This window comes from Mesorhizobium sp. M2A.F.Ca.ET.043.05.1.1 (assembly GCF_003952445.1).
In the GTDB taxonomy this organism is placed as follows: domain Bacteria; phylum Pseudomonadota; class Alphaproteobacteria; order Rhizobiales; family Rhizobiaceae; genus Mesorhizobium.
Genome location: NZ_CP034446.1, coordinates 6,178,652 through 6,201,319 on the forward strand (window position 1 = coordinate 6,178,652; position 22,668 = coordinate 6,201,319).

Genomic DNA, 22,668 nt, shown 5'->3' on the forward strand with positions numbered 1-22,668 from the left:
GCCGCAAAATCTTGTATTTCGACCGCTTTTAAGCCGCGATTCAGCGGTTAGGGCGATCATCGGCGAAATGTCAATTCTTGTTTCGCATATGCGAACAGCCCATAAATGGGTGAGATGAAAGCGTATCCCAAATATTTCGAGAAAATCCGGATCCGGCCGGAAAAGGACGCGGAGCTGAAGTCGCGCGCGCCGATCTGCCAGTGGGACGGCTGCAACGAGGCCGGCACGCACCGGGCGCCAGTCGGGCGGCTCAAGGAGGGCGAGTATTTCCGCTTCTGCTTCGATCATGTGTGCGAATACAACAAGGGCTTCAACTACTTCTCCGGCGTGTCGGACAGCGAGATCGCCCGCTTCCAGAAAGAGGCGCTGACCGGTCACAGGCCGACCTGGCGCATGGGCGCCAATGGCGGCGGGACGCGCTCGGCGCCGGATTTCGCGCAGCAGCGCTCAGGGCGCGCCGGCTACTACAACCGCATGCGCGACCCGTTCAACCTGTTCGGCTCAGGCGCGCGCGAACCGCGCGAGCGCAAGGCCAAGCCGCTTGAGGCCAAGGCGCTGGAAACGCTTGGCCTTGATACAAAGGCGACTGGTCAGGACATCAAGGCGCGTTATAAGGAACTGGTTAAGCGCCACCATCCGGATGCGAATGGCGGCGACAGAGGTTCGGAAGACCGGTTCCGCGATGTGCTGCAGGCCTATCGCGTGCTCAAGCAGGCAGGATTGTGCTGAGCGGCCCTACGGTTCGTGGCGTTTTCCAACTTTCATCAGGTTGGAAAAGGCTCTAAGACCGCCCCCGGACAAAATCGATTGCCGGCGAAACGCGGCGTTTCGCCCGTGGAGACGTTGATAGAGATGAACAAGGTCGATCGCGACATCGCCAACCTGCCCGACACGACGGTGTCGGTGAAGGAGAAATTCGGTTTCGAGTCCAAGATGGTCGTTCCCGCTTATTCGGCGGCGACCGAGCATGTCCCGGACATCGACCCGGATTATCTGTTCGACAAGGCGACGACATTGGCGATCCTCGCCGGCTTTGCCTACAACCGCCGCGTGATGGTGTCGGGCTATCACGGCACCGGCAAGTCGACGCATATCGAGCAGGTGGCGGCACGGCTCAACTGGCCCTGCGTGCGCGTCAACCTCGACAGCCATGTCAGCCGTATCGACCTCGTCGGCAAGGACGCCATCGTGGTCAAGGAAGGCCTGCAGGTCACCGAGTTCCGCGACGGCATCCTGCCCTGGGCCTATCAGCACAATGTCGCACTCTGCTTCGACGAGTATGACGCCGGCCGGCCGGACGTGATGTTCGTCATCCAGCGCGTGCTGGAATCGTCGGGGCGGCTCACGCTACTCGACCAGAGCCGTGTCATCCGCCCGCATCCGGCCTTCCGGCTGTTCGCCACCGCCAACACGGTCGGTCTCGGCGACACCACCGGCCTCTATCACGGCACGCAGCAGATCAACCAGGCGCAGATGGACCGCTGGTCGATCGTCACCACGCTCAACTACCTGCCGCATGACAATGAGGTGAACATCGTGCTGGCCAAGGCCAAGCACTATCGCGACAACAAGGGCAGGGACATCGTCAACAAGATGGTGCGCGTCGCCGACATGACGCGCTCGGCCTTCATCAATGGCGACCTGTCGACCGTGATGAGCCCGCGTACCGTCATCACCTGGGCCGAGAACGCCGAGATATTCGGCGATATCGGCATGGCGTTCCGGCTGACCTTCCTCAACAAATGCGACGAGCTGGAGCGTTCGGTGGTGGCCGAGTTCTACCAGCGCGCCTTCGGCGAGGATCTGCCAGAGAGCGCCGCCAACGTGGTGCTGGGCTAGGCGCGCAGCTGAATGGCCTCCGGCCGTTCAGCATGAAAACGCGCAGGGAATGATCAATGGCGGGTCCGGGCGACAACACGCGCAACAAGCCGAAGAACGGGTCTGAAGCGGACAGCTTCAAGCGCGCCGTCACCGTGTGCATGCGCGCCGTCGCCGGCGACAAGGATCTCGAGGTCGGCTTCGCCAAGGACCGGCCGGCGCTGGCCGGCAACCGCGCCCGGCTGCCCGAGCTGCCGAAGAAAGCTTCGCGCAACGACATCGCGATCACCCGCGGGATCGGCGATTCCATGGCGCTGAAGCGGGCCTGCCACGATCAGCGCATCCACAACAAGCTGGCGCCGGAAGGGAAGCTCGCGCGATCCATCTTCGACGCCGTCGAGCAGGCGCGCGTCGAGGCGATCGGCAGCCGCGCCATGCAGGGCGTGGCCGACAATATCGGCTCGATGCTCGAGGACAAATACACCAAGGCCAACCTCGTCGACGTCAGGGACAAGGCCGACGCCCCACTGGAGGAAGCGATCGCGCTAATCGTGCGCGAAAAACTCACCGGCCGCGCTATCCCGAAGAGCGCCGAGCGGCTGGTCGATCTCTGGCGCCCCTGGGTCGAGGAGAAGGCAAGCGGCGATCTCGACGGCCTTTCGGCCAAGCTGGAGGACCAGCAGGCCTTTGCCCGCGTCGTGCGCGACATGCTGGTTTCCATGGAGATGGCCGAGGAACTCGGCGACGACCAGGAAACCGACGACTCCGAGGAAAACGAAGAGAACGAGCAGCAGGGCGAGGAACAGAGCGAGGAAGGCGGCGAGGAGGATTCAGGCTCCGAGCAGTCGCAGTCGGAAGATGCCGAGGCTTCCGCCGACGAGGAAGAGTCGGCCGAGACGGAGGCGACCGACGCCACATCGGACGACCTCTCCGACGAGGACGATTCCGACGCCGAGACGCCCGGCGAAGCCAAGCGCAACGACAACCCGTTCCTCAATTTGCCGAAAGAGATCGACTACAAGGTCTTCACCACCGCCTTCGACGAGACGGTGGGCGCCGAGGACCTGTGCGAGGAAGAGGAGCTCGACCGGCTGCGCGCCTTCCTCGACAAGCAGCTCGCCAACCTGTCCGGCGTCGTCGGGCGGTTAGCCAACCGGCTGCAGCGCCGGCTGATGGCGCAGCAGAACCGCTCCTGGGATTTCGATCTTGAGGAAGGCTATCTCGATCCGGCGCGTCTGGTGCGCGTCGTCATCGATCCGATGCAGCCGCTGTCCTTCAAGCAGGAGCGCGACACCAAGTTCCGTGACACCGTCGTGTCCCTTGTGCTCGACAATTCGGGCTCGATGCGCGGCCGGCCGATCACGGTCGCGGCGACCTGCGCCGACATCCTGGCGCGCACGCTGGAGCGCTGCGGCGTTTCGGTCGAGATCCTCGGCTTCACCACCCGCGCCTGGAAAGGCGGGCAAGCGCGTGAAAAGTGGCTGAAGGACGGCAAGCCGCCCAATCCCGGCCGGCTCAACGACCTGCGCCACATCATCTACAAGTCAGCCGACCATCCATGGCGGCGCGCCCGGCGCAATCTCGGTCTGATGATGCGCGAGGGCCTGCTCAAGGAAAACATCGACGGCGAGGCGCTGCTTTGGGCGCATAACCGGCTGATCGGCCGGCCCGAGCAGCGCAAGATCCTGATGATGATCTCGGACGGCGCGCCGGTCGACGATTCCACCCTCTCGGTCAATCCGGGCAATTATCTGGAGCGGCATCTGCGGGCGGTCATCGAGCTGATCGAGACGCGTTCGCCGGTCGAGCTTTTGGCCATCGGCATCGGCCACGACGTCACGCGCTACTACCGCCGCGCCGTCACCATCGTCGATGCCGAGGAACTGGCCGGGGCCATGACCGAGCAGCTCGCCTCGCTGTTCGGCGAGGAAAGCGCGCGCGACACGCGCCGCGGCGGGTTGCGGCGCGCCGGATGATGTTTTCGGGGCGGCGTGCGCGGCGGACGCTCTTCGCCTGCGTGCTGACCTGCGCCTCGCCGGCCATTGCCGCCCCGAGAGCTCCCGTCGAGACCGTCGAGATTTCGGCGCGGCCGATCACCCAGTTCCATACCGGCCATGACGAGACGCGGTTCGGACCGTTCGAATTCGTCGGCGGGCTGGAGATGACCTCGCCGGCGCGCGATTTCGGCGCGCTGTCGGCGCTTCGTTTCTTGAAGCCGAGCAGCGACTTCATCGGGGTCGCCGACACCGGCTTCTGGTTCTTCGGCACGATCGCGCATGACGCCGGCAAGCGCCCCTCGGGTGTCAAGAATTTCCGCATGCAGCAGATGGTCGACGCTTCGGGACGGCCGATCGACCGGAAATGGAAGGTCGACGCGGAAGGGCTCGCGGTGAAGGACGGCATCGCCACCGTCGGCTTCGAGCGGGACCAGCGCGTCGCCCAGTTCAAGATCGACCCCGACAATATGAAAGCGCCGATCAGGCAGCTCGACTATCTGGTTCCCGCCCAGGAGCTGCGCCAGAACCGCGGCTTCGAGACCGTCGCCCATGCCAATCCTTACGGCCAGCATGCGGGCGGGCTGGTCGTGGTTTCGGAGAGGAGCCTCGACAAGGCGGGCAACGTCTACGCCGCCATTATCGAAGGTCCGCACAAGGGCGTCTTCACCGTCAGGCGCAACGGCGATTTCGACATCACCGACGGCGCCTTTTTGCCGGACGGCGACCTGCTGCTTCTGGAGCGCAGTTTCTCGATCGCGCGCGGGGTGAAGATGCGGCTGCGGCGCATCTATGGTGAGAGCGTCGAGAAGGGCGCGGTTGCCGACGGGCCGGTGCTGATGGAGGCAGACCAGGGCTACGAGATCGACAATATGGAAGGGCTCGACGTCTGGACCCGCGACGATGGCGCGCTGATGGTGTCGCTGGTATCCGACGACAACCATTCGATCCTGCAGCGCAACCTCTATTTGGAATTCATCCTGCATCAGGACTGAACAAGACCGGCCGGCGGGCGCCGGGAGATTACCGGCCGACGTGGCGGACTTCGTTCATCACGAAATTGGCGACGCGCTTGCTCCGGTTGCGGATCTTGAGTGTCGCCGTGTTGTCGACGAAATAGGTGTGAAGGATGCTGTCGCGGGTGCGGACTTCCGGCCCGACAGTATCGACCGCGTGCCAGGTGTCGGCGCCGACCGCAAAGGCGTAGCCCGTGTTCGGCGAAAACAACATCCGGCGCGAATTCTCGAAACGCCCGTCCGGCATGCGCTCGGCGAAGCGGGTGCCGATATGGTTGATCGAGTCGTCCTCGGGCAAATAGAACTGGACCGTTATGCCCTTCCATTTCGTGTCGGTGTGGAAGCCGATCTTGTAGCCCGCCACGTCGCGCGTCAGCATCGGCACAGGATACATGCCGACCTTCATGAAATCCGAGCCGAACCGGCGCTCCAGGCCCGGGGCAAGGCGGCGCATGAAGGCCTCCTTCAGTTCCGGCGCGTGCAATGCCTTGCCGACCAGGGCCCAGACGGCCCGTTTCTCAGCCGGCAGATGGCGGATATATTCGGGGTAGAGGTCGATCTTGATCCGCGTCGCGGTGCCGTCGGCCTTGATATTCACATTGTGGCGCCCCTTGAGCGCGCGATATTCGCGCGCCTCGGGCATGGCGGCGCGCATGCGCTGATAGAGGTCCGCCGGGAAGACTTCGGTCATTTCCAGATGCCAGAAGGGCTTTTCCACGAACGCGGCGCGGTTCACCGCCTCCACCATGTGGGAGACAATATGCTGCAGCGTTTGTCTGGCTGATGCTGGCGCCGTCGCGCCGTCTATGACCGACATGGATAACCTTCCCCAATCCGAAGAACCCCGACCGTGCGGAATGCTAACCAAAGCACAGGCTGGATTGCAATGATCCACGGACTGGCTTCAATCGCCGTATCCAAAACACGAGGTGATGTTGCATCGGCGCAAAGCAAGGGCGTTGCGAGGCACCCGGCGACGGTGCTGATTTGGCCCCAAGCCGATATTCAACGGACCTTGTATATCTCGATCGGCTTGCCCGCGGTCGACTGGTCCAGTTCAAGCCATGCCGGCAGGTCGCCCCGCAGCAACGCCGCGGCAAGGCCATCCGGCGCGTCCAAGCCCAGCGATATCTCTTCCGTGTTGCCGCGGCAGATCGCGATCAATCCCACCTGCTCGCGCTGGATGACGGCGCGGGCTGCTTCCGGCGTTCCCATGAAAGCGTCGAGCATGGCGAGATTGCCGCCGACATTGCGGTGGTAAGGGCCGGCCAGAGCCCGGTGGCCGGTGAACATCAATATCCCCGAGCCGAGATTGGACGAGGCAAGCACGGTCGTCGCCGGCATGGCGGCCAGATCGCGGAAGTCGTCCGGCTTGCCGCAGGTCACGGCATGATCGGGATCGGAATGGACCTCCTGCGGCGCCTTCTGGACCACGGATTGCGCCGCCACCGCTACCCCGGCCCAGGTCGCATTGAGCGAGACCAGCCACGCCATGACGATGGCGATGGAGATCCGCCAAGAGGGCGCGGCGCTGGCCCTGAGGCGGATTTGCGCGATCCAGGCCGAGAGCGGCAGCACGGCGAAGGCGACGGAAAAGGTCGAGCCGCGCACCTGCCAGAGGCTGACGCCGAAGGCGACGACAAGCAGGATGGCGGCAAGCATCTCCTCGCGGCGCAGGCGACGGCTTCGCAACTGAAAGCCGATCAGCAGGATCGCGATGAAGGGCGTCACATAGCGCGCCGCCATCAGCTTGGGCTGGTGGATGGCGACGCTCCAGAAGGGCTGCGCTTCGACCACGTCGGCCAGCCAAAAGGTGCGGATGCGCTCGTCCATGCCCGCATAGGGCGATGCCAGGCATTGCGGGAAGGCCGCTATCACGGTCACCGCGACCACGACGGCCAGCGCCAGCATCGAAACGAACCGTGCCTGGACCGTCGATACTGTCAATGTCGAGGCAATCGCGAGGCCGAAGCCGGAAAGCGCCGCAACCGCGAACTGGAAGGACGAGAACGCGTCGCATTGGGCAACGCTCCAGTCGGACGGCCGGATGGTCGCCACGAAGACCCCCAAGGCGACACCGGCAAATCCAAGGCCGAAGCCTCGCGCGGTGGCGCGCTCCTTATCGTCGAGGATGAACAGGACCGCGGCGCAGATGCCGAGCGTCGCCACATAGGGAGCGGTTTCCATGCCGACAGCGAGCGTCAGGCCGGCGCAAATGCCCGACAGCAGGGCGGCAGGCCGCCAGAAGGGTGCTTCCATCAGAAGCCAAAGGCTGGCCGCCGTCAGCAGCAGCTGGACATTGTGATGATCGATCACGCCGGGGCTGTAGACCATCAGGAAGAAAAGCGCGGCCGTCGACAGGATCAGCGACGGCATCGCGACGTCGGCGTCGGCGAAGCGCCGCGAGGCGCGCATGAGCACGAATATGGTCAGTCCGTAAAGCGTGGTCGGCCAGATGATCCGCGCCGCCCGTTCGGCGGTGGCGGCGCCGGCGCCCAGCGCGTCGAAGGCCATGACAAGCAATGCGAGCGGCGCGTCCACCAGCCGGGACCAGTGCATGACGAAACCGCCCGCCGTGCCCATCCTGTATTGATGGAGATCGAACCAGCCCTGGCCGGCGAGCAGGTCGCGGACCTCGACCAGCCGCAGCATGCTGTCATTGTCCGCGCCATAATTCGCAAGGGTCGGGAAGCCGGAAACCGCGTTGATCGTCAGCACCACCAGGGTAGCGCATGCCGCAAGCAGGAGATCATTTTTCCAACCGGTGCCTTGCACGGTCATGGTGGTTGCGAAGCCTTGGAGAATTTTCGCGATCCTGCACCATCAGCCGTAACAAAGCGTAAAGCCGCCGTGGCAATCCTCTCGGATCACGGAGCCTTGCTTGCAATCCAGATGACGTGGCGGGCTCCGCGCTTGCCGTGGGCGCGCGTGTTGACCTCCTCGACCGCGAAGCCTGCCTGCTTCAGCCGCCGGGTGAAGCCGCCGTCCGGCCCCTGCGACCAGACCGCCAGGATGCCGCCTGGCTTCAATGCGGCACGCGCGGCGGCCAGCCCGGCCGCGTCATAGAGTGAGTCATTGCCCTTGTAGACGATGCCCTCGGGACCGTTGTCGACGTCGAGCAGGATGGCGTCCCAAGCGGCTTTCTGCGTCCTTATCAGCTTGCCGACATCAGCCTCGCGAATGCTGACGCGAGGATCGTCGAGGCAGCCGCCGAAGATCGTCGACATCGGCCCACGCGCCCAGCCAACGACCGCGGGGACAAGCTCGGCGACAGTGACGGCGGCATCGCCATCGAGCGCGGCGAGAGCGGCGCGCAAGGTGAAGCCCATGCCGAGCCCGCCGATGAGGATGCTTGGCCGCTTGCGGCCGGCGATCCGCTCGCAGGAAAGCCTGGCGAGCGCCTCCTCGGAGCCGCTGAGGCGGCTGTTCATCAGCTCGTTGGTGCCGAGCATGATCGAGAATTCAGTGCCGCGCTGCTTCAGGCGCAGTTCCTGAGCGCCATCGGGCGTGCGGGCGGAATCAAGCTGAACCCAGGGGATCACGTTCCCTCTTTAGGCTTGAGCATGATCTTTTCCAAAAACCGAGTCCCACTTTTTGGGATCATGCTCCGACGGCGACCGCCGGCTGGCTCCAGCGCGCGGCGAGCAGCCGGTAGGGGATCAGCGCCACGACGGCGATGATGAGCTTGACCGAAAGGTCGCCAAGCGCCCAGGAGACCCAGCGCATCGTCTCGACCGGCAGCACGCCCATCAGCGGCGCGTTCTCCAGCGCGAAACTGTCATTGGGACCGGCAAAGGCGAAGGCGGCGGAAAAGGCGACGCCGAAGAAGACGAGCGTGTCGAACACCGAGCCGACCAGCGTGCCGACGATCGGCGCGCGCCACCAGCTCTGCCGGCGCAGCCGGTTGAAGACGGTGACGTCGAGCAATTGCGCGGTGAGGAAGGCGGCGCCGGAAGCGGCCGCGATGCGCACCAGCCGATCGGCGGCGGTCTCGAACTCGATCAGGCCATGACGGAACAGGAAGGGCGGGACCAGGATCGAGCAGGTCACCGCAGTCATGAAACCGAAGAACACCACCTTGCGCGCCACGGCCGGGCCGTAGCGGCGGTTGGCTAGGTCGGTGACCAGGAAGGAGAAGGGATAGGTGAAGGCGCCCCAGGTGAGCAGGTCGGCGAGCGACAGGTCGCCGACCTGGCCCTGCATCGGGAACTGCACGAGGATATTCGACGCCACGACGACAAGCGCCATGGCGGCCACAAAGGGCAGGTATCGCGTCAGGAAATTCATTTTTTTATCCTGGGTAATGGAACCAGCCGAGCGTCAAGGCGACGCTCGCTCATATCCGAGCATCGGTCTGGCCGGTGCCCGAGGCGGTCGTCCCGCGCCCGAATGCTTTAAGCGGCCGACTGCTCGGCAAGCTTCTTGGCGATCTGCTTCTTCAGCAGACGAGCGCGCTGCGACAATTCCTTGACGTCGGCCTTGACCAGGAAGGCGTCGAGGCCACCGCGATGCTCGACCGAACGCAGCGCGTTGGCCGAAATGCGCAGCCGAACGTTCTGGTTCAGCGCTTCGGAAATCAGCGTCACATTGACGAGGTTCGGCAGGAAGCGACGCTTGGTCTTGTTGTTGGCGTGGCTCACATTGTTGCCGGTCTGGACTGCCTTGGCAGTGAGTTCGCAGGTGCGGGACATTTGTCTAACCTTCAGTTTCTAAACCTGCCAAACCATTCTGCCCGCGCCAGGCGGCGCGCGGTCTCGGTCAGGCGGCCTTTGGAAAAGTTGGCGTTCCATAGTGGCATTTCGCCATTGCGTCAAGCTCCGGCGCGTCGCCTGCCGTCGGGCCCGCTCCATATAAAGGCCGGATTTAATACTATAAGCCCTTAGCGAAGGGATATGCCAGGCTGGAGCCGTTGCGTTCCGGCCGAACCGCCAGGGATTCGCCAGCCGCCATGCTCCGTCCATCTCATGCGTTCGCCACCCTTCTTGCCCTTGCCGTGCCGGCAACAAGCTTCGCCGCCCCCTCGCCACAGTCCTTCAAGGGCGAATATACGGTGTCCTATCTGGGCCTTTCGATCGCCAGGGCGACCTTTTCCAGCCGCTATGTGGGCGATACCTACGCCATCAACGGCACCGTCTCCGCCGCCGGGCTCGGCAGGCTGTTCGACGACACGAAAGGCACGATTTCGTCGAAAGGCATCATTGCCGACAAGCGGATGACGCCGCAGGTGTTCAGGGCCGACTATACGTCCGGCAAGAAGTCCTCCATGGTCGACATCCGCTTCAGCAACGGGGCGGTCTCCTCCACGCAAGTCGTTCCCGCTCCAGGGAAGCGCGATCCGAAGAGCTGGGTGCCGATCGGCGACGGAGACCTGAAATCGGTGCTCGATCCGATGGCCGCGACCGTCATCCATGCCGACAGCCTGGACAAGGTCTGCGGACGCACGGTCAAGTTCTATGATGGCGAGATGCGCGCCGACCTGACACTGACCTATGCCTCCAGGGGCTCGATCGCGGTGCCGGGCTACAAGGGCGACACGGTGACCTGCAAGATGGGCTTCGAGCCGGTGGCGGGCTATCGCAAGGGACGCAAGGCGCTGAACTACCTCAAGAGCAAGAGCCGCATGCTGGTGACGTTTGCACCGGTCGGTCAATCCGGCGTATATGCGCCGATCCGCGCCACGGTCGGGACCCAGATCGGTCCGCTGACCATCAGCGCCGGACGATTCGAAGCGGTAAATTAGGTCAGGCGCCGCCGCGCGCCGGCGGGGGAGATATGGGGCGCGCAACATTGATCGGGTTTTCGGCGGTCGCCATGTGGGCGCTGCTGGCGCTGCTCACCGACGCCTCGGGGCAGGTGCCGCCATTCCTGCTGTCGGCCATCACATTCGCCATCGGCACCTGCGTCGGGCTGGCGGCCCGGCTGGTGATGCCGGCGCCCGACCGCAGTGAGAAGATCCCGCCACAGGTCTGGGTGATCGGCATAGCCGGCCTGTTCGGCTACCATTTCTTTTACTTCACGGCGCTGCGCAACGCGCCGGCGGTCGAGGCGAGCCTGATCGCCTATCTGTGGCCGCTGCTGATCGTGCTGGGTTCCGCGCTGATGCCGGGCGAGCGGCTGGCCTGGAACCATGTCGTCGGCGCGCTGCTCGGCCTTGCCGGCACCTTCCTGATCGTCACCAAGGGCGGCGGGCTGGCCTTTGACGCGCGCTATGCCTTCGGCTACGCGATGGCCGCCATCTGCGCGCTGTTGTGGTCGTCCTATTCGCTTCTGTCGCGGCGTTTCCCGTCGGTGCCGACCTCGATCGTCACCTGGTTCTGCGCGGCGACGTCGGTGCTTTCGCTGGTCTGCCATCTTCTGCTTGAGAAGACCGTGCTGCCCGACGGCCCCGGACAGTGGCTGGCGGTCATCGGGCTCGGCCTGATGCCGGTCGGCGCGGCCTTCTATGCCTGGGACATCGGCGTCAAGCGCGGCAACATCCAGGTGCTGGGCGCCGCGAGCTATGCCGCGCCGCTGTTGTCGACGCTGGTGCTGATCGCCGCCGGCGTCGCCGAGCCGTCGTTGCGCATCCTCGCGGCTTGCGTGCTCATCACTGGGGGTGCCGCGCTGGCCGCGAAGTCTCTGCTGATGCGCAAGCCGGCGGTCAAACAGGTGAACGCATGATGCCGTTTGCCGGCGGCATCGAGGCCAACGCCAACGCGACGCTTCTGTTCTCGTTCGTCGCGGCCGTGATCTACGCCTTTGCGCTCGACATGCCGCCGAAATGGACGCGCACGGCAGCAAAGACGCTTGCAGTCGCCTTGCTGGCCGTGCTTGCCGCCATGCAGGGCGGTCCGCTGCTGCTTGTCGCGGCGCTGGGCTTGAGCGCCATCGGCGACGCCTTCCTGTCGCGCGACGGCGAAAAGGCCTTCCTCGGCGGGCTGGCGAGCTTCCTCGCCGGCCACATCGCCTATGTCGCGCTGTTCTCGCAGTCGGGTGGCGGGCTCGGCCTGTTGAGCGCCGAATCCTGGCGGGGCGTGATCGCGCTCGCCATGGCCGTATTCGGCATCGTCATGCTTGCCGCGCTCTGGCGCCGCGTCGGTCCGCAACTGCGCATCCCGATCGCCGTCTATGTCGCGGCGGTCCTCGCCATGGGCATTTCGGCGCTCACCACCGGCAGAGCATGGGTCATCGCCGGCGCGGTGGTGTTCATCGCTTCGGACGGGTTGCTGGCCACCGAGCGCTTCCTGCTCGCGGCGATCTCGCCGCAGCGCCTGTGGATGCGCTACGCGGTCTGGGTGCTTTATTACGCCGCCCAGCTGGCGATCACGCTGGGGTTTCTGCTGGCCTAGACCGGCCGCCAGCCGGGCTCAGCCAGCTCGAAGGCCGCGAAATCGAAGCCCGGGGCCACGGTGCAGCCGACCAGCGTCCATTCACCTAAGCTGCGCGCCGACTGCCACCAGCCGGCCGGCACGACGATCTGCGGCCGCTCGCCCGCGGCAAGGGCCGTGCCAAGCACCTGCTCGATGACCACGCCTGCGCCCTCCTCATGCATCGACAGCGCCAGCGGCGCGCCGGCATAAAAATGCCAGACCTCGGCCGCGTCCTGCACCCGATGCCATGCCGAAAGCTGACCTTGCTCGAGTAGGAAGTAGATCGCGGTGGAATGACCGCGCGGGCCGCCCGCAGCGTCGCGAAACGTCTCGGCGTACCAGCCGCCCTCAGGATGCGGCTCAAGGCCTAGCGTTGCGATGATCTCGGCGGCGCTGGTCATTGGCGGTCTTTGGCCCGGTGCATGTCGCTAAATGCGGTGGAATTAGAAATTATCCTTGCGCTTGCGGATCTCCGCGAACACCTCGGCGTCCGAGGCTTTCTCCATGCCGAGATGCTTGCGGATTGCCGGGTCGTGCCAGCGCAGGAACGGGTTGGTCGACAGTTCCTCGCCGATGGTCGTCGGCAGCGTCGGCTTGTTGTCGGCGCGCAACGCCTCGATCCTGGCCGCGCGATCCCTCAGCAGCGGGTTGCCCGGGTCGACCGTCACCGCGAAGCGGGCATTGGCAAGTGTGTATTCGTGGCCGCAATAGATGGCGGTTTCCGCCGGCAGCGCCGCCAGCTTCTTCAGCGATTCATGCATAACCGGCGGCTTGCATTCGAACAGGCGGCCGCAACCCAGCGCGAACAAAGTGTCGGCGGTGAAGGCCACTTTCGAGGTTGGCAGGTGATAGGAGACATGGCCGGCGGTATGGCCGGGCGTCTCGATGACTTCGATCCGTTCCTCGCCAAGGCGCACGACCCAGCCTTGGCTGACCGTCTCGTCGATGCCGGGAATCTTTGCCTTCTCGGCTTCCGGGCCGATGATGCGCAGCTTGAAGCGCTCCTTGAGCGCCAGATTGGCCTCGACATGATCGGCATGATGGTGCGTGGTGAGAATCAATGTCGGCGTCCAGCCGGTGCGCTTGATCGCCGCAAGGATCGGCGCTTCTTCCGGCGCGTCGATGATCGCCGTCTCGCCGCTTTTGGGATCGTGAACCAGCACGCCAAAATTGTCCGTGCGACACATGAACTGCTCGATCTCTACGGCCATAGGCATCTTTCTCCATCCATCGCCGCAGACATAGGGCGACCGGCCGCCGATGTCATCCGGGTTTGTCGAACTTGGCGCGTTCATCGAACTTGCCGCCTTTGTTGAACTTGGCAGGCTTCACGGCTACCGTCCCGCGCATGCATTCGGACATCGTCGACCTGCGTTCCTTCTACTCGTCCACGCTCGGGCGTCTCGCCGAGCGCTCGATCACCATGGCGCTGTCGTCCATCTGGGCAACCGTCCCCAACGAGCGGCTGGTCGGCCTCGGCTACACGCTGCCATGGCTGGAACGCTTCGGCACCGATGCCGAGCGTGTCTTCGCTTTCATGCCGGCAACGCAGGGCGCGGTGGTGTGGCCGGCGTCGGGACCGACGGCAACGGCGCTGGTCTTCGACGAGGAACTGCCGCTGGTCGATTCCTGCATTGATCGCGTGCTCCTGGTGCATTCGCTCGAGCACGCCGAAAACCCGCGCGAGACGCTGAACGAAATCTGGCGCGTGCTGTCGCCGGCGGGCAGAGTCGTCATCGTCGTGCCCAACAGGCGCGGCGTCTGGGCGCGCTTCGAGCACACGCCCTTCGGCAACGGCCGGCCGTTCTCGCGCGGCCAGCTGACCGAGTTGCTGCGCGAGGCGAATTTCACCCCGGCGACGTGGAGCGATGCGCTGTTCTTCCCGCCGTCGCCGCGGCGTTTCCTGATGCGGTTCCACAATGTGCTGGAGCGGGCCGGCCGCCGATTCTGGCCGATCTTTTCGGGCGTCATCGTCGTCGAGGCGCAGAAACGGCTCTACCAGGGCGTGCCGGTCGCCCAGCGCGCCTCGCGCCGCGTCTTCGTGCCGGTCTTCTCGCCCCAGGGCGCGACGCGGCTCGGGCGCAAGGCGGCGGACGTCGCCGCCCGACGAGTGACGCGTTCGTGATCGGTGTCGCGCCTTGTCCTTTACCCCCATCGCCACCCTATCTGAGGGAAAGCTTCGCGGCGCGGCTCCGTTGATCGCGCCCGAAATCAGGGATTTCCTTTATGGCTGACCAAATGGACTACAAGCCAGGCGCCGAGCAGGCCGCGTTCTCGATCGAGACCAGCAGCCTTTCCGACCAGCTGGCCACGATACGCATGGCGCTGAAGACCTCGCCGGTGCGCCGGCCGCTTGCCTGGGTCAGCGTCGGCATCGTCGCCGTCATCATCGCGACATCGATCGGGCAGGTTCTGCTCAACCGATGGAACCAGCCTTTCTACGATGCGCTGGCGCGGCGCGACCTCGGGGGCTTCCTGCACCAACTGATGATCTTTGTGGAAATCGCCGGCAGCCTGCTGGTGCTCAATATCGGCCAGACGTGGCTCAACCAGATGATCCGGCTGAGGCTGCGCGAGGCGCTGACGCTCGACCTCATCGATGAATGGATGGCGCCGGCCCGGGCCTTCCGGCTCGCCCATGCCGGCGCCATCGGCGTCAATCCCGATCAGCGCATGCAGCAGGATGCCGCCCATCTGTCGGATCTGTCGACCGACCTTGGCGTCGGCCTATTGCAGTCCTTCATCCTGCTGGCGTCCTTCATCGGCGTGCTCTGGCAGCTCTCTTCCGGCTTCGTCTTCCATATCGGCGGCCATTCGCTCACCATACCGGGCTACATGGTCTGGGCTGCGGTCCTCTATGCCGGCATCGCGTCCTGGCTGAGCTGGCTGGTGGGCCGGCCGCTGATACGCTTCAACAGCGACCGCTACACCCGCGAGGCGGAGCTGCGCTCCTCGATGGTCCGGGTCAACGAGAATGTCGATGCGATCGCTCTGGCCCATGGCGAGGCCGATGCCAGGCGCCAGCTCGAGCTCGACCTTGGCACCGTGCTTGGCGCCATGCGGCGTATCTACAGCGCCCAGATCAACCTTTCCTGGGTCACCGATGCCTATGGCTGGATCACCGTGGTAGCCCCAATCCTGGTGGCCGCGCCCGTCTATTTCGCGGGCGACATCAGCTTCGGCGGGTTAATGATGGCGGTGGGCGCCTTCAACCAGGTGAATTCCTCGCTGCGCTGGTTCATCAACAATATCGGCGCCATCGCTGACTGGCGGGCAACGCTGATGCGCGTCGCCGACTTCCGCATCGCGCTTGGCGAAACGGACATCCTGCACGACAAGGAAAAGCGAATCGAGGTCGGCGAGAATCCGGACGGCAAGCTGACATTCGACGAGCTCGAAGTCGCCTCGCCCGACGGCTGCACCAGGCTTGCCGAGACGAGCGTCGAAGTCCATCCGGGCGAGCATGTCATGATCACCGGCGATCCGCGCGCCGGCAAGACGCTGTTCTTCCGCGCCCTTGCCGGCCTGTGGCCCTGGGGAGGGGGCCGCATTGGCATGCCCGACGGGGAGAAGCCGTTCTTCGTACCGCGCACGCCCTATTTCCCGCTCGGTTCGCTGCGCGATGTGCTGAACCACGCCGAAGGCGTCAAGATCGACGACGCCGAGATCAAGGCCGTGCTCGGCGAGGTCGGGCTGGAGCGCCTGTCGTCCCAGCTCGACCGCTCGGCGCGCTGGGAGCGTGAGCTGGCGGACGACGAGCAGCGCCTGCTGGCTTTTGCGCGGCTGGCGCTGCGGAAGCCGAAATGGGTCATCATCGACGAGGCGCTGGACACGTTGGACGGCGCGACGCTGCGGCGCGTGCTGGCGATGCTGCAGGCCAGACTCCCGGATGCAGCAATCCTCAATATCGGGCGCGGCCTGCACAACAACCAGTTCTTCCCGAGGGCCTTCACCATCGTCAAGGACGTCTGCGGCCCGGCGCTCAAGCCGGCGCGCGTCCGCGCCGGAGCGATCGAGCCGCCGCCCCAGGCGGCGCACCGCAAGAAATAGCTTTATTTTGCCGCGATCGCCGGGAAGAATCGCCGGCGTCGACAGAACGCCTGCAGCCATGCTCGAGATGCTCAGCCTGCTTGCCTGTTTCGCCTGCGCCGAGGCGGCTTCGTTGCCCGTGCCTGACGGCGGCACGCCGGTCGATGTGGAACTCGTGCTCGCCGTCGACATCTCGCAGTCGATGGATGAGGACGAGTTCGCGCTGCAGCGCGCCGGTTATGTCGAGGCGCTGCGCCATCGCGATTTCATCAACGCGGTGCGTTCGGGGACGAACGGGCGCATCGCGCTGGCCTATTTCGAATGGGCAGGGGTGGTGCGCGACGACGGCGTCATCGCCTGGCAGGTCATTGACGGCGAGGACAGCGCCAACGCCTTCGCCGACAGAATTGCCGCGCGGCCGTTCCGCAGCTTTCGCGGCACCTCGATCTCGGGCGCTCTCGGCTTCGGCGCAGGGCTTCTGGAGAAAAGCGCCTTTTCGGCGCCCCGCCGGGTCATCGACATATCGGGCGATGGCCCCAACAATACCGGACGGCCTGTCGCCGCGATCCGCGATGCCGCCGTTGCCGAGGGTATCGTCATCAACGGCCTGCCGATTCTCATCAGGCCGTCGCCGAGCGTCAGCCGCCTCGACCTATACTATGCCGATTGCGTGACCGGAGGAGACGGTTCCTTCGTGCTGCCGATCTATGCGGCGTCCGAATTCTCGACCGCCATCCGCCGCAAGCTGATCCAGGAGGTGAGCGGCCTCACCGACGCCAGATCCATTCGCGTCCAGGATGCGGCGCCCGTCGATTGCCTGCTGGGCGAGCGCCTCCGGCAGCGCTTTTCCGATCCCTATTTTCCGGAACTCGACCGATAGCTGTCTTGCAGCCGCGTCAGACCGCCCGGGCGCCGTATTTGGCGCGGAACTCGTCATAGCAATCGCGGCGCCAGCGCCGGCCGACGACATAGCCGCGCAGGAGCTTCGGCAGCGAATAGCCGAGCGCCTTGGACGAACGATTGGCGAGATAGCCGGAAAAGGCCTCCTGCAGCCGGCCCTTCAATGTGTCGGCGATGATCTGGCGAGCGATCATAAAGGGCGGGACATCGGGATAGCGGTCGGCGATATAGGGATGCTTGTCGATCAGGTTGGCATAGGCCGCGACATAGCCGTCGCGCCGGCGGGAGATCGAGTTCTCCGAATTGTACTTCTTCCAGTCGATGTCTTCGGACAGCTGGGCGCCGCCGCGGCGGGCAAAGCGCAGCAGAAGGTCGAGATCCTGCATGCGCGTGATGTCGCTGTCATAGCCGCCGATCGCCAGCAGCGATTCGTGCCTGGCGGTGATTGCCGAGCCGGCGATGAAAATAGTCTGCGAGACCAGGGCGCGCTGCAGCGCGCTTTTATCAAGAAAGGTTTCGCGGTTGATGCATTTGGTGCTGCGGCTGCCCTTCAGCGACAGGAACGAGCTGATCAGGACTTCGAGCGAGGGATTCTGGTCGAAGCGCGCCAGCGTCCGCTCCAGCCGGTCCGGCAGATAGACGTCGTCCGAATCGAGGAAGGTCACCACGGGCGCCCGCGCACGCTCGATACCCGCGTTGCGGGCGGCATTGGCGCCGCGCCATTTGGCGCCGACATAGATCAGCCTCGGGTCGCGGATCTCGGCCAGCGCGGCGGCCGTCCCGTCGGTCGAACCGTCGTCGACCACGATGTGCTCGAAGCGGGTAAGTGTCTGCGCCAGAACGCTTTTCACCGCACGTACGACCTGACTGCGCCGGTTGTGGGTCGGCGTGATCACTGAGATCAGCGGAACGTCCTGGTTCGACGTCGGACTGCCATTGCCGGTCGGATCTGGCGCGTGTCGGATGGGTTTGATGGCTATGTTCTTATCCCACCTGTGATTTGCGGTCGACGCTACAAAAAAGCCACCTGTGTGTCACGCCGAGCCGGCCGAGAAATGCGAAATGGGGCTTTTTCCGCAACGTTGCGGTTTGATGGCAACACAATCGGCCTTCCGGCCCGCGGAGGCCGTCCGCCGGCAAAGCCGGCGGTGAGAATCATGCGCGCATGGAACCGATCGCGCGGCGTCAGCGCCTGAGCAGAAACACCGCTTGCTGGCCGAAGAAGTTCCAGAACCACCACGGCATCGACAGGCCGATCTTCTGGCCGTTGGCGTCGAGCGCGGTCGCCTTCTCGACGGTCGCGCCAAGCTCTTCGCACAGGTTGACGAAGTCGCGGATGGTGCAGAAGTGGATATTGGGCGTGTCGTACCAGGAATAGGGCAGGTCCTTGGTGACCGGCATCCTGCCCTTGATCAGCAGCGAGAAGCGCACGCGCCAATGGCCGAAATTCGGGAAAGAGACGATGGCGCGGTTGCCGATCCGAAGCAGCTCGTCGAGCACCACCTTCGGGTTGCGCGTCGCCTGCAGCGTCTGCGACAGCACGACGAAGTCGAAGCCCTTGTCGGCATAGAATTTCAGATCCGTGTCGGCGTCGCCCTGGATGACGGAGAGCCCGCGCGCCACGCATTCGTTGACGCCGCGCTGCGACAGTTCCAGCCCGCGGCCATCGACCTGCTTGGTCTCCTGCAGCAGTTCCAGAAGCACGCCGTCGCCCGAGCCGACGTCGAGGACGCGCGACTTGGCCGGAATGAGATCGGTGACGACTTCGAGGTCGACACGCTGGGCGCGGTTGACGCTCATAGGCTGAGCCCCCTTGCGCGTGCTGCCGAACCGATGAAGCCGTTGATGGCCGCGAACAGCTCCGGCTCGTCGAGCAGGAAAGCGTCGTGGCCGCGGTCGGTCTCGATCTCGACGAAGGAGACGGAAGCGCCCGCCGCGTTCAAGGCATGCACGATCGAGCGGCTCTCTTCGGTCGGGAACAGCCAGTCGCTGGTGAAGGAAACCAGGCAGAAGCGCGTCCTGGTGCCGGCGAAGGCATCGGCGAGGCGCCCGCCGTGATCGGCGGCAAGGTCGAAATAGTCCATCGCGCGGGTCAGATAGAGATAGGAATTGGCGTCGAAGCGGTCGACGAAGGTCATGCCCTGGTGGCGCAGATAGCTTTCGATCTGGAAATCGGCGTCGAAGCCGAAGGTGAGCGCCTCGCGGTCCTGCAGGTTGCGGCCGAACTTGCGGTGGAGCGCGGCTTCCGAAAGATAGGTGATGTGGGCGGCCATGCGCGCGACGGCGAGCCCCTTTTCCGGCCGCTTGCCGAACTCGAGATATTTGCCGCCATGCCAGTCCGGATCGGCCATGACCGCCTGCCGGCCGACCTCGTGGAAGGCGATGTTCTGCGAGGAATGGCGGGCGCCGGTGGCGATCGGCAGCGCCGAGAAGACCCGCTCCGGATAGCTCGCCGCCCATTCCAGCACCTGCATGCCGCCCATCGAGCCGCCGAGCACGCAAAACAGCTTTTCGATGCCGAAATGATCGACCAGCATCGCCTGCGCGCGCACCATGTCGCGTATTGTGATGATAGGCAGGTCGAGGCCGTAAGGCTTGCCGGTCGCCGGATTGGTCGAGGCCGGGCCGGTCGAGCCGAGGCAGCCGCCGATGACGTTTGCGCAGATGACGAAAAAGCGGTTGGTGTCGATGATCCTGCCGGGGCCGATCAGCACTTCCCACCAGCCCGGCTTGCCGGTCACCGGATTGGTGTTGGCGACGTGCTGGTCGCCAGTCAGGGCATGGCAGACGAGAATGGCGTTGGAGCGCGCGTCGTTCAAGCTGCCGTAGGTCTGATAGGCGATCTGGAAAGGCGAGAGCAGCGTGCCGGCGTCGAGCTTCAGCGGCTTGTCGGGGCCGAACTGCAGCACCGGGCTCGACGGATGATCGGCCTCGTCGTTGGTTCTTGCAGCGCGCTGAGCGGCCATGTCCGTCCTCGATCCTGTCCCGCATCTGTCTCGACACGACGCGCTGTCCGGCCGGCGGCGGACAACAAAAAACCGGCTTGCCGTCGCAAAGCCGGTTACAGGTTGCAAACGGCCCTTTAGCGAGTTGTTTAACGTGGCTGCAAGCCGACCGGCCAAATCACCACGGAAGTCTGGCTGACCTTCTAGGACCGGAGCCGCTGTTCGTCAACGGGGGTAGCCTCCATGCTGACAGGGGCTGGCGCAAGCGCCAGCACTCGACATTGCAGCCCGTGGCCTGTATTTCCGCTGCGGCCTTGAGGCCCTCTCGACGGATTTGTGACATGAAGCAGGATCAGCCCCGTCCGACGCCCCGCGCGGGCATCATGGACATCGAGGCCTATGTGCCGGGAAAAAGCACCGCGCCGGCCGGCGTGACGAAAGTCTACAAGCTGTCGTCGAACGAAAATCCGCTGGGGCCCTCGCCGAAGGCGATCGAGGCCGCGCGCGAGGTGGCGGCGAAGCTCGACGTCTATCCCGACGGCACGGCGCGGCGGCTGCGCGAGGCGATCGCCGAGGTGCATGGACTGAACCCGGCGAACATCATCTGCTCCAACGGCTCCGACGAGATCCTGGGTCTCCTGGCGCAGACCTATCTCGCGCCGGGCGACGAGGCCGTGTTCACCGAACACGCCTTCATGGTCTACAAGATCTACATCCAGGCGGCGGGCGCCAAGCCTGTCGCGGTCAAGGAAACCGACGAGCGCGCCGATGTCGACGCGATCCTCGCCGCGGTCACGCCCAAGACGCGTATCGTGTTCCTTGCCAATCCGAACAACCCGACCGGCACCTACCTGCCGTTCAGCGAGGTGCGGCGGCTGCATGCCGGCCTGCCCAAGAATGTGCTTCTGGTGCTTGATGCAGCTTACGCCGAATATGTGCGGCGCAACGACTATGAAGCCGGCATCGAGCTTGCCGGCAGCGCCGAGAACGTGGTGATGACGCGCACCTTCTCCAAGCTCGGCCTTGGCGGCGCGCGCGTGGGCTGGATGTACGGGCCGGCGCATATCGTCGATGCCATCAACCGTATTCGCGGCCCATTCAACGTCAATGCCACCGCGATCGAGGCCGGCATTGCCTCCATCCGCGACCGTGCCCATATCGAGCGCAGCGTGACGCATAACGAGAAATGGCTGGGATGGCTCAGCGCGGAGCTCATCGGGCTCGGCCTGCGCGTCACGCCCAGCGTCGGCAATTTCGTGCTGATCCATTTTCCCGACGACAAGAAACATTCGGCGGCGGCCGCGGACGATTATCTGAGCGCACGCGGCTATATCCTGCGCCGCGTCACCGGCTACGGTTTCCCCAACGCGCTGCGCATGAGCGTCGGCACCGAGGAAGCCAACCGCGGCGTCATTGACGCGCTGAAGACCTTCCTGAAAAGCTAGACACCATGGCATCACCGATGTTCGAGAAAATAGCGCTGGTCGGCATCGGCCTGATCGGCTCATCGCTCGCCCGCGTCATCCGCCGTGAAGACCTGGCGCGTCATATCGCCATCGCGACGCGCAGCGCATCGACGCTGAAGCGCGCCGAGGAGTTGGGCCTTGGCGATTCCTATACGACGGAGGCAAAAGAAGCGGTGCGCGATGCCGATCTCATCATCGTCTCGGTCCCGGTCGGCTCGTCCGGCGAGGTCGCGGCCGAGATCGCGCCGGCGCTGAAGAAGGGCGCCATCCTCACCGATGTCGGCTCGACCAAGGCTTCCGTCATCGCGCAGATCGAGCCGCACGTGCCGGAAGGCGTACACTTCATTCCCGGACATCCGCTCGCCGGCACGGAAAAGTCCGGACCCGATGCGGGCTTTGCCGATCTCTTCGAGAACCGCTGGTGCATCTTCACGCCGCTCCCGGGCACCGATCCCGCCGCGCTCGAGACGCTTTCGGAGTTCTGGCGGCGCTGTGGCTCCAACATCGACTCGATGGACCCGCAGCATCACGACATGACGCTCGCGATCGTTTCACATCTGCCGCACATCATCGCCTACAATATCGTCGGCACGGCAGACGACCTGGAAGCGGTGACCAAGAGCGAAGTCATCAAATATTCCGCCTCCGGTTTTCGCGATTTCACCCGCCTTGCCGCCTCCGACCCGACCATGTGGCGGGATGTTTGCCTGCACAACAAAGACGCGATCCTGGAGATGCTGGCGCGGTTCTCGGAGGATCTGGCCTCGCTGCAGCGGGCGATCCGCTGGGGCGACGGCGAAAAGCTGTTCGATCTCTTCACCCGCACCCGCGCCATCCGCCGCTCGATCATCGAGGCCGGCCAGGATATCGATGTGCCGGATTTTGGCCGGCAGGCGATAGAGCATCCGGCCAAGCCGTAGGCTTTTCCCTCGTTCTCTGGCGTGGATTTGACCTGTCGGTTCGGTCAGCCTTGGCAGATGACAGGCGCTGGAGATTGGCCGAGACAGCCATCGCGATCGTCATCCACGGGCGGAGCAAGGAGCGAAGCGACGCGCCCAGACCCGAGGATCCATTCCGTGACTTCCGAGCGCTGCCGCGCTGCAGAATTCTGCTCCGTTGCACTCCACGGCTCAGATCACGGAATGGATTCC

22 protein-coding genes and 1 riboswitch are annotated in these 22,668 nt (G+C 64.7%); of the genes, 12 read left to right on the top strand and 10 right to left on the bottom strand.

The features are described from left to right. The first annotated feature begins 105 nt into the window (after window positions 1–105). The 4 genes from EJ069_RS29795 to EJ069_RS29810 all read left to right on the top strand — a co-directional run bounded on the left by EJ069_RS29795 (window position 106) and on the right by EJ069_RS29810 (window position 4,807). Window positions 106–729: a J domain-containing protein gene (locus EJ069_RS29795; RefSeq protein ID WP_126064170.1), complete on the top strand. Its 624-nt coding sequence runs from the start codon at window positions 106–108 to the stop codon at window positions 727–729. Window positions 730–852: 123 nt separating this feature from the next. After that, window positions 853–1,839, top strand: coding sequence for a cobaltochelatase subunit CobS (gene cobS, locus EJ069_RS29800; RefSeq protein WP_126064171.1), 987 nt, complete (start codon window positions 853–855; stop codon window positions 1,837–1,839). Between the two features lie 56 nt (window positions 1,840–1,895). Beyond that, window positions 1,896–3,794, top strand: coding sequence for a cobaltochelatase subunit CobT (gene cobT / locus EJ069_RS29805; RefSeq protein ID WP_126064172.1), 1,899 nt, complete (start codon window positions 1,896–1,898; stop codon window positions 3,792–3,794). Further along, on the top strand, window positions 3,791–4,807 hold the full coding sequence (locus tag EJ069_RS29810) for an esterase-like activity of phytase family protein (protein WP_189476031.1): 1,017 nt from the start codon (window positions 3,791–3,793) through the stop codon (window positions 4,805–4,807). Before cobT ends, EJ069_RS29810 begins: the two co-directional genes overlap by 4 nt. 28 nt (window positions 4,808–4,835) lie before the next feature. Here EJ069_RS29810 and EJ069_RS29815 read toward each other — a convergent pair whose 3' ends face one another. The 5 genes from EJ069_RS29815 to rpmB all read right to left on the bottom strand — a co-directional run bounded on the left by EJ069_RS29815 (window position 4,836) and on the right by rpmB (window position 9,519). Continuing rightward, window positions 4,836–5,645, bottom strand: coding sequence for a hypothetical protein (locus EJ069_RS29815; RefSeq protein WP_126064173.1), 810 nt, complete (start codon window positions 5,643–5,645; stop codon window positions 4,836–4,838). Window positions 5,646–5,833: 188 nt separating this feature from the next. Beyond that, entirely contained in the window at window positions 5,834–7,609 is a 1,776-nt protein-coding gene (locus EJ069_RS29820; protein ID WP_126064174.1) for a GtrA family protein, read from the bottom strand. A gap of 86 nt (window positions 7,610–7,695) precedes the next feature. Then, on the bottom strand, window positions 7,696–8,370 hold the full coding sequence (locus EJ069_RS29825) for a hypothetical protein (protein ID WP_126064175.1): 675 nt from the start codon (window positions 8,368–8,370) through the stop codon (window positions 7,696–7,698). A gap of 58 nt (window positions 8,371–8,428) precedes the next feature. Then, window positions 8,429–9,115 carry a queuosine precursor transporter gene (locus tag EJ069_RS29830; RefSeq protein ID WP_126064176.1) on the bottom strand — a complete coding sequence of 229 codons (687 nt, stop codon included), beginning with the start codon at window positions 9,113–9,115 and terminating at the stop codon, window positions 8,429–8,431. A 107-nt stretch (window positions 9,116–9,222) separates the two neighbouring features. Next, the gene (gene rpmB / locus EJ069_RS29835) at window positions 9,223–9,519 is read right to left on the bottom strand and encodes a 50S ribosomal protein L28 (protein WP_040989302.1); all 297 of its coding nucleotides are present in this window, start codon (window positions 9,517–9,519) and stop codon (window positions 9,223–9,225) included. 257 nt (window positions 9,520–9,776) lie between these two features. Here rpmB and EJ069_RS29840 point away from each other — a divergent pair, with 257 nt between their 5' ends. From EJ069_RS29840 to EJ069_RS29850, 3 genes are read left to right on the top strand one after another with little or no spacing between them, the layout of a single operon-like run. Then, entirely contained in the window at window positions 9,777–10,568 is a 792-nt protein-coding gene (locus EJ069_RS29840; protein ID WP_126064177.1) for a DUF3108 domain-containing protein, read from the top strand. Between the two features lie 32 nt (window positions 10,569–10,600). After that, window positions 10,601–11,488 carry an EamA family transporter gene (locus tag EJ069_RS29845; RefSeq protein ID WP_126064178.1) on the top strand — a complete coding sequence of 296 codons (888 nt, stop codon included), beginning with the start codon at window positions 10,601–10,603 and terminating at the stop codon, window positions 11,486–11,488. Next, window positions 11,485–12,156, top strand: coding sequence for a lysoplasmalogenase family protein (locus EJ069_RS29850; RefSeq protein WP_126064179.1), 672 nt, complete (start codon window positions 11,485–11,487; stop codon window positions 12,154–12,156). Before EJ069_RS29845 ends, EJ069_RS29850 begins: the two co-directional genes overlap by 4 nt. On the opposite strand, the gene EJ069_RS29855 is transcribed toward EJ069_RS29850, so the two are convergent. Beyond that, window positions 12,153–12,578, bottom strand: coding sequence for a cupin domain-containing protein (locus EJ069_RS29855; RefSeq protein WP_126064180.1), 426 nt, complete (start codon window positions 12,576–12,578; stop codon window positions 12,153–12,155). The genes EJ069_RS29850 and EJ069_RS29855 overlap by 4 nt on opposite strands. A 42-nt stretch (window positions 12,579–12,620) precedes the next feature. After that, the gene (gene gloB / locus EJ069_RS29860) at window positions 12,621–13,388 is read right to left on the bottom strand and encodes a hydroxyacylglutathione hydrolase (RefSeq protein WP_126064915.1); all 768 of its coding nucleotides are present in this window, start codon (window positions 13,386–13,388) and stop codon (window positions 12,621–12,623) included. A 137-nt stretch (window positions 13,389–13,525) separates the two neighbouring features. Here gloB and EJ069_RS29865 point away from each other — a divergent pair, with 137 nt between their 5' ends. From EJ069_RS29865 to EJ069_RS29875, 3 genes are all read left to right on the top strand, one after another. Continuing rightward, entirely contained in the window at window positions 13,526–14,302 is a 777-nt protein-coding gene (locus tag EJ069_RS29865; protein ID WP_126064181.1) for a methyltransferase domain-containing protein, read from the top strand. A 101-nt stretch (window positions 14,303–14,403) separates the two neighbouring features. Beyond that, window positions 14,404–16,227 carry an ABC transporter ATP-binding protein/permease gene (locus EJ069_RS29870; protein ID WP_126064182.1) on the top strand — a complete coding sequence of 608 codons (1,824 nt, stop codon included), beginning with the start codon at window positions 14,404–14,406 and terminating at the stop codon, window positions 16,225–16,227. A gap of 58 nt (window positions 16,228–16,285) precedes the next feature. Beyond that, window positions 16,286–17,086 (top strand): DUF1194 domain-containing protein, encoded by an 801-nt coding sequence (locus EJ069_RS29875; protein ID WP_126064183.1) that lies wholly within the window; start codon window positions 16,286–16,288, stop codon window positions 17,084–17,086. 16 nt (window positions 17,087–17,102) lie between these two features. Here the strand turns inward: EJ069_RS29875 and EJ069_RS29880 are convergent, their stop codons facing one another. The 3 genes from EJ069_RS29880 to EJ069_RS29890 form a co-directional block, all read right to left on the bottom strand. Continuing rightward, window positions 17,103–18,071: a glycosyltransferase family A protein gene (locus EJ069_RS29880; protein WP_126064184.1), complete on the bottom strand. Its 969-nt coding sequence runs from the start codon at window positions 18,069–18,071 to the stop codon at window positions 17,103–17,105. Window positions 18,072–18,291: 220 nt separating this feature from the next. Beyond that, on the bottom strand, window positions 18,292–18,906 hold the full coding sequence (gene metW, locus EJ069_RS29885; protein WP_042643794.1) for a methionine biosynthesis protein MetW: 615 nt from the start codon (window positions 18,904–18,906) through the stop codon (window positions 18,292–18,294). Further along, entirely contained in the window at window positions 18,903–20,072 is a 1,170-nt protein-coding gene (locus EJ069_RS29890) for a homoserine O-acetyltransferase (RefSeq protein ID WP_126064185.1), read from the bottom strand. The genes metW and EJ069_RS29890 overlap by 4 nt, the downstream gene beginning before the upstream one ends. 96 nt (window positions 20,073–20,168) lie before the next feature. Further along, window positions 20,169–20,246: riboswitch (SAM riboswitch) on the bottom strand. Between the two features lie 146 nt (window positions 20,247–20,392). Here EJ069_RS29890 and hisC point away from each other — a divergent pair. Together hisC and EJ069_RS29900 are read left to right on the top strand one after the other, a co-directional pair. Then, window positions 20,393–21,496: a histidinol-phosphate transaminase gene (hisC, locus tag EJ069_RS29895; protein WP_126064186.1), complete on the top strand. Its 1,104-nt coding sequence runs from the start codon at window positions 20,393–20,395 to the stop codon at window positions 21,494–21,496. A gap of 5 nt (window positions 21,497–21,501) precedes the next feature. Further along, window positions 21,502–22,437: a prephenate/arogenate dehydrogenase family protein gene (locus EJ069_RS29900; protein WP_189476034.1), complete on the top strand. Its 936-nt coding sequence runs from the start codon at window positions 21,502–21,504 to the stop codon at window positions 22,435–22,437. Window positions 22,438–22,668: the final 231 nt, after the last annotated feature.

What these genes read in the sequence shown, in the direction of transcription:
- EJ069_RS29795 (WP_126064170.1), top strand. Translation starts at nt 106, where the DNA reads ATGGGTGAGATGAAAGCGTATCCCAAATATTTCGAGAAAATCCGGATC.
- cobS (WP_126064171.1), top strand. Translation starts at nt 853, where the DNA reads ATGAACAAGGTCGATCGCGACATCGCCAACCTGCCCGACACGACGGTG.
- cobT (WP_126064172.1), top strand. Translation starts at nt 1,896, where the DNA reads ATGGCGGGTCCGGGCGACAACACGCGCAACAAGCCGAAGAACGGGTCT.
- EJ069_RS29810 (WP_189476031.1), top strand. Translation starts at nt 3,791, where the DNA reads ATGATGTTTTCGGGGCGGCGTGCGCGGCGGACGCTCTTCGCCTGCGTG.
- EJ069_RS29815 (WP_126064173.1), bottom strand. Translation starts at nt 5,645, where the DNA reads ATGTCGGTCATAGACGGCGCGACGGCGCCAGCATCAGCCAGACAAACG.
- EJ069_RS29820 (WP_126064174.1), bottom strand. Translation starts at nt 7,609, where the DNA reads ATGACCGTGCAAGGCACCGGTTGGAAAAATGATCTCCTGCTTGCGGCA.
- EJ069_RS29830 (WP_126064176.1), bottom strand. Translation starts at nt 9,115, where the DNA reads ATGAATTTCCTGACGCGATACCTGCCCTTTGTGGCCGCCATGGCGCTT.
- rpmB (WP_040989302.1), bottom strand. Translation starts at nt 9,519, where the DNA reads ATGTCCCGCACCTGCGAACTCACTGCCAAGGCAGTCCAGACCGGCAAC.
- EJ069_RS29840 (WP_126064177.1), top strand. Translation starts at nt 9,777, where the DNA reads ATGCTCCGTCCATCTCATGCGTTCGCCACCCTTCTTGCCCTTGCCGTG.
- EJ069_RS29845 (WP_126064178.1), top strand. Translation starts at nt 10,601, where the DNA reads ATGGGGCGCGCAACATTGATCGGGTTTTCGGCGGTCGCCATGTGGGCG.
- EJ069_RS29850 (WP_126064179.1), top strand. Translation starts at nt 11,485, where the DNA reads ATGATGCCGTTTGCCGGCGGCATCGAGGCCAACGCCAACGCGACGCTT.
- EJ069_RS29855 (WP_126064180.1), bottom strand. Translation starts at nt 12,578, where the DNA reads ATGACCAGCGCCGCCGAGATCATCGCAACGCTAGGCCTTGAGCCGCAT.
- gloB (WP_126064915.1), bottom strand. Translation starts at nt 13,388, where the DNA reads ATGGCCGTAGAGATCGAGCAGTTCATGTGTCGCACGGACAATTTTGGC.
- EJ069_RS29865 (WP_126064181.1), top strand. Translation starts at nt 13,526, where the DNA reads ATGCATTCGGACATCGTCGACCTGCGTTCCTTCTACTCGTCCACGCTC.
- EJ069_RS29870 (WP_126064182.1), top strand. Translation starts at nt 14,404, where the DNA reads ATGGCTGACCAAATGGACTACAAGCCAGGCGCCGAGCAGGCCGCGTTC.
- EJ069_RS29875 (WP_126064183.1), top strand. Translation starts at nt 16,286, where the DNA reads ATGCTCGAGATGCTCAGCCTGCTTGCCTGTTTCGCCTGCGCCGAGGCG.
- metW (WP_042643794.1), bottom strand. Translation starts at nt 18,906, where the DNA reads ATGAGCGTCAACCGCGCCCAGCGTGTCGACCTCGAAGTCGTCACCGAT.
- EJ069_RS29890 (WP_126064185.1), bottom strand. Translation starts at nt 20,072, where the DNA reads ATGGCCGCTCAGCGCGCTGCAAGAACCAACGACGAGGCCGATCATCCG.
- hisC (WP_126064186.1), top strand. Translation starts at nt 20,393, where the DNA reads ATGAAGCAGGATCAGCCCCGTCCGACGCCCCGCGCGGGCATCATGGAC.
- EJ069_RS29900 (WP_189476034.1), top strand. Translation starts at nt 21,502, where the DNA reads ATGGCATCACCGATGTTCGAGAAAATAGCGCTGGTCGGCATCGGCCTG.